Here is a 4515-nt window from a genome sequence, read left to right as displayed (position 1 = left end):
ATGCCGACGAAACCAATAAAGCAATTGATGCTATTCCTGATGAATACGACTGGTGTTTTTACATTCAGGGCGATGAGGTGGTACACGAGAAATACCTGCCGGTGATTAAAAAGGCGATTGAATCCAACCTTGCGCGCAAGGAAGTTGAAGGCCTGTTGTTTCGCTACCTACATTTTTACGGCACTTACGATTATGTTGGCGATTGTCGACACTGGTACCGCAATGAGATTCGGGTGATTCGAAATGATAAATCCATCCGTTCGTATAAAGATGCACAGGGATTTCGAAAAAACGATGAGAAGTTAAAAGTCGTTCCGGTTGATGCTGAAATTTACCATTACGGTTGGGTACGCCACCCCAAATTTATGCAGGAAAAGGTTGACTCGGTAAAAGCTTTTTATGCCGGAATTTCTGAAGAAGAAGCCCAGAAAAAAGAAGCGGAGCAGGAATTTAATTACGGAGCAGAATATGATGCACTTACCCGTTTTGAGGGAACACACCCGGAAGTGATGAAAAACAGGATTAAACGATTGAACTGGGATGTAAAAGTTGATACCGATAAAATTCAAATGAAATTAAAGTATCGCTTATTATATCGAATTGAAAAGCTTTTCGGAGTGCGTTTGTTTGAATACCGGAATTATAAGTTGCTGAAATAACAGCTATTTAAATATGCTGCGTGCTTCTTCCAGTTGTGCCGGCTTTCCAACATCCATCCACAATTCAGAAGTATCGAAGTAACCTTTTATGTTTTTAGTTTTTGCCAGTTCGAGATAAACCTGAACGATTGAAAAACGATCTTCTTTGGGCATAAAATCAAAAATCTCCGGCTCAACAATGTGAATACCACTAAAAGCCATTTCTGTAGCTTCCTGAAAGTTTTCGTACCGGGATACTTTTGTTTCCCCCGTTTTTTTATTGATCCAGCCCACCATGTTGTGCTCCGAATCGAACTTAAAGTAACGTTGAGTTTCGCGTTGGCGAACTACCAATGTTGCAATGGTATTTGATTTTGTGTGCGCTGCAAACACATCCTGCAGGTAGATATTGCTCAGAATATCAACATTGTAAATAAGTATCGGCTGGCCGGGTGCGAAAAGGTGAGATGCAAATTTTAGTCCGCCGCCTGTTTCAAGCAGTTTGTCGCTTTCGTTGGAAATAAGTACCGGAACACTCCAGCTCTTGCTATTAATAAAATCAATTACCTGAGGTGCAAAATGATGAACGTTTACCACTATTCTTGTGGCTCCTTCAGCACTCAGTTTTTCAATGGCATGCTGCAGCAAGGGTTTACCGCCAACTTCAACCAGGGCTTTTGGTTTATCGGCCGTTTCGTCTTTTAAACGGGTGCCTAAGCCGGCGGCGAATAACATTGCTTGCATAGTTCAATTTTTAGGATTTGAATATCGAATGATGATTAACGAATTAAGATTGCAGAAGTATCAACCGCTGTGTTGATCGCAATTTTAACACATCATCAATCACAAATCGTTAATCGACATTCTTCATTCAGTTTTATCTTATCCGATCAAGACTTCTTACCAAAGCTTCGTCTTTACCAATGGCGCGAATAGCCAGCCAATCCAAAATAACACAAACAAGCGGCAGGGCAACAGCAACTTTAAAGGCCACTTTTACTTCCTCGAAACTGGCGTAAGTAAAATAAAAGAACAGTCCGAAAAGCCCCAGCATCAGGATTATTGTAAATGCAAGAATGCGGATTTGAAGTATACGTTTTTTATATAAAAACAGCGCCACCAAATGAAGCACGGCAATAATGCCAATCAGAATCATTAGCGGCAAACCGCTAAAAAGTAATTCCTCATCTTTAAAAATTCCAAAAGCATTAAAAATATGCAGCTGATCGTTAACGATGATGTCTGCAAATTTTTGTAGGTATAACGAACCGATTAACATACCGGCCGCCAGCATAAACAAGGTCTGAATTCTTTGAATCATTGTCGTAAATTTTTAGCAAAAATAGCCAATCAAAATATTTCTCAAAACCAAATCGGCTGTGCGTGGCTAAAAATCATCAGGAAAGCTTAATTTTGATAGGAAAAAACTATGATAGCAGGTAAACAATAAAAAAACTGCATTGTTTCTTGAATATCATATTAAAGTTAATTAAAAATCAACTATGGATAAATTTTCGTCTGTGGGAAACCAGGAAATCGAGGCGATTGAAAACCTATACCAGTCTTATCTTGAAGACCCGGAATCGGTAGATAAGAGTTGGCAACAGTTTTTTTCGGGTTTTGAACTGGCCCGAAAACAATACCCTGAGAAACCGTCGGGTATTAAACCCGACAATATCGATAAAGAATTTGCCATTTTAAATCTCATTCATGGCTATCGTCAGCGTGGACACCTTTTCACCAAAACCAACCCTGTTCGTGCACGTCGTAAGTATTCACCAACGCTTGATATCGAAAATTTCGGACTGGAAAAGACTGATCTGGAAAAAACATTTCAGGCCGGTAACGAAATCGGAATCGGTGCCGCAAAACTAAAAGACATTATTGTGCATCTGGAGGCCACTTATTGCCGTTCAATTGGTGTAGAATATGTTTACATGCGGCATCCTGAGGTGGTGCAGTGGTTGCGCGAGCGAATGGAAAGTACCCAAAACTCGGAGGAGTACACCGATGAGAAGCGAAAGCACTTTTTCTATCATTTGAAGCTGGCGGTAGGGTTCGAAAATTTTATCCATAAAAAGTTTGTCGGGCAAAAGCGTTTTTCGCTGGAAGGTGCAGAAGCAATTATTCCCGCACTCGATGCCGTTATTGAACGCGGCGCCGAACTGGGAATGGAAGAATTTATTATGGGAATGGCGCACCGCGGACGTTTGAATATTTTGGCGAACATCCTGGAAAAACCTTATCAGAATATTTTTAAAGAGTTTTACGGAACCGAATACGAAGACGATATTGCGCAGGGCGATGTAAAATATCACCTGGGGTATGAAAATGAGGTGGAAACCGATTTTGGTAAGAAAGTAAAACTGAAACTGGTTCCCAATCCATCGCATTTAGAAACGGTTGCGCCGATTGTTGAAGGAATGGTTCGTGCTCAGATTGAAAACGAATACCAGCGCGATTACAGCAAAGCAGCGGCTATTGTTATTCATGGCGATGCGGCCATTGCAACACAGGGAGTGGTTTACGAAACCATACAAATGTCGCAGTTGCCGGGGTATAAAACCGGCGGAACCATCCATTTGGTCATTAATAATCAGGTTGGATTTACAACGCCATACCTCGAGGCACGATCGAGTACCTATTGTACCGACGTGGCTAAAGTAACGCGTTCACCCGTTTTCCATGTAAATGGCGACGATGTAGAGGCCCTGGTTTGGACCATCAAACTGGCCATGGAATTCCGTCAGAAGTTTCATTCTGATGTGTTTATCGATATTTTGTGTTACCGCAAATACGGGCACAACGAAGGCGATGAACCGCGTTTTACACAACCTATGTTGTATAAAGCCATCTCAAAACATAAAAATCCGCGCGATATTTATGCCGACCGATTGAATGAACTGGGAATTATGACCCACGAAGAATCGAGGAAGAAGGTTCGCGAGTTCGACCAGTTTTTGGAAGGCAAATACAAGGAGTCGGAGAAAATTGAAAAGTTAAAGATCCGCAAATTCCTTGTAAAAGATTTCGAGAATTACGAGCTGCCATCGAAAGCCAACTTTAATGAACCGGTTGAAACAGGTGTTGGAGAAGATGCAATTAGAAATGTGGCAGAAAAGATTTATACTTTACCCAAAGATCTTCCATTCTTCAAAAAGGTAAACCGAATTATTTCCGACCGGAAGATGATGGTTCACGATAACCGTTTGGATTGGGCGATGGGAGAGTTGCTGGCTTACGGAACACTGGTTGCCGAAGGTCATCCGGTACGTCTGAGCGGCCAGGACTCCGAGCGCGGAACCTTTGCTCACCGTCATGCGGCTTTTGTTATCGACGGCACGGAAGATAAATATTTCCCGTTGAAGCATGTTTCGGAAAATCAGGCGCGTTTTAAAGTGTACAATTCGCCGCTGTCGGAATATGCCGTAATGGGATTTGAATACGGTTACGCTTTATCGGAACCCAACGGACTAACCATTTGGGAAGCCCAGTTTGGCGATTTCCATAACGTGGCACAGGTGATAATCGATCAGTACATTACCTCTGCATTCGAGAAATGGGGATTGATGAATAACCTGACCCTGTTGTTACCTCACGGTTTTGAGGGGCAGGGACCGGAGCACTCGTCGGCACGATTGGAGCGTTTCCTTGAGCTTTCGGCAAATAATAATATTCAGGTGGTAATGCCAACCACACCGGCCAATATGTTCCACTTGTTGCGCCGTCAGGTGAAAATGAAAATGCGTCTGCCGTTGGTGGTGTTTTCGCCAAAGAGTTTGCTGCGTCACCCGATGGTACATTCAACCATTGAAGAGTTGGCAGAAGGACATTTTAAAGAAATTATCGACGATCCGGTTGCAGAACCTGATTTGGT

Annotated in this window: 4 protein-coding genes; 2 read left to right on the top strand and 2 right to left on the bottom strand. The window is 42.3% G+C overall.

The window, feature by feature from the left end:
* The coding region (locus tag ABZB17_RS20805) for a hypothetical protein (protein ID WP_372653269.1) at window positions 1-659 on the top strand (659 nt) is incomplete at its 5' end.
* 3 nt (window positions 660-662) lie between these two features.
* Here ABZB17_RS20805 and ABZB17_RS20800 read toward each other — a convergent pair.
* Complete coding sequence (locus tag ABZB17_RS20800; protein ID WP_372653267.1) at window positions 663-1382, bottom strand: nucleotidyltransferase family protein; 720 nt, start codon at window positions 1380-1382, stop codon at window positions 663-665.
* Between the two features lie 133 nt (window positions 1383-1515).
* Entirely contained in the window at window positions 1516-1959 is a 444-nt protein-coding gene (locus ABZB17_RS20795; RefSeq protein WP_045030624.1) for a DUF4293 domain-containing protein, read from the bottom strand.
* 181 nt (window positions 1960-2140) lie between these two features.
* On the opposite strand from ABZB17_RS20795, the gene ABZB17_RS20790 reads away from it, so the two are divergent.
* Window positions 2141-4515: 2-oxoglutarate dehydrogenase E1 component (locus tag ABZB17_RS20790; RefSeq protein WP_372653266.1), on the top strand; the 2375-nt coding region annotated here is incomplete at its 3' end.

The sequence above is a fragment of the Draconibacterium sp. genome, assembly GCF_041583095.1.
Lineage (GTDB): Bacteria > Bacteroidota > Bacteroidia > Bacteroidales > Prolixibacteraceae > Draconibacterium.
The sequence above is the reverse complement of the archived record's forward strand: the minus strand, read 5'-3'. Positions and strand labels throughout refer to the sequence as shown.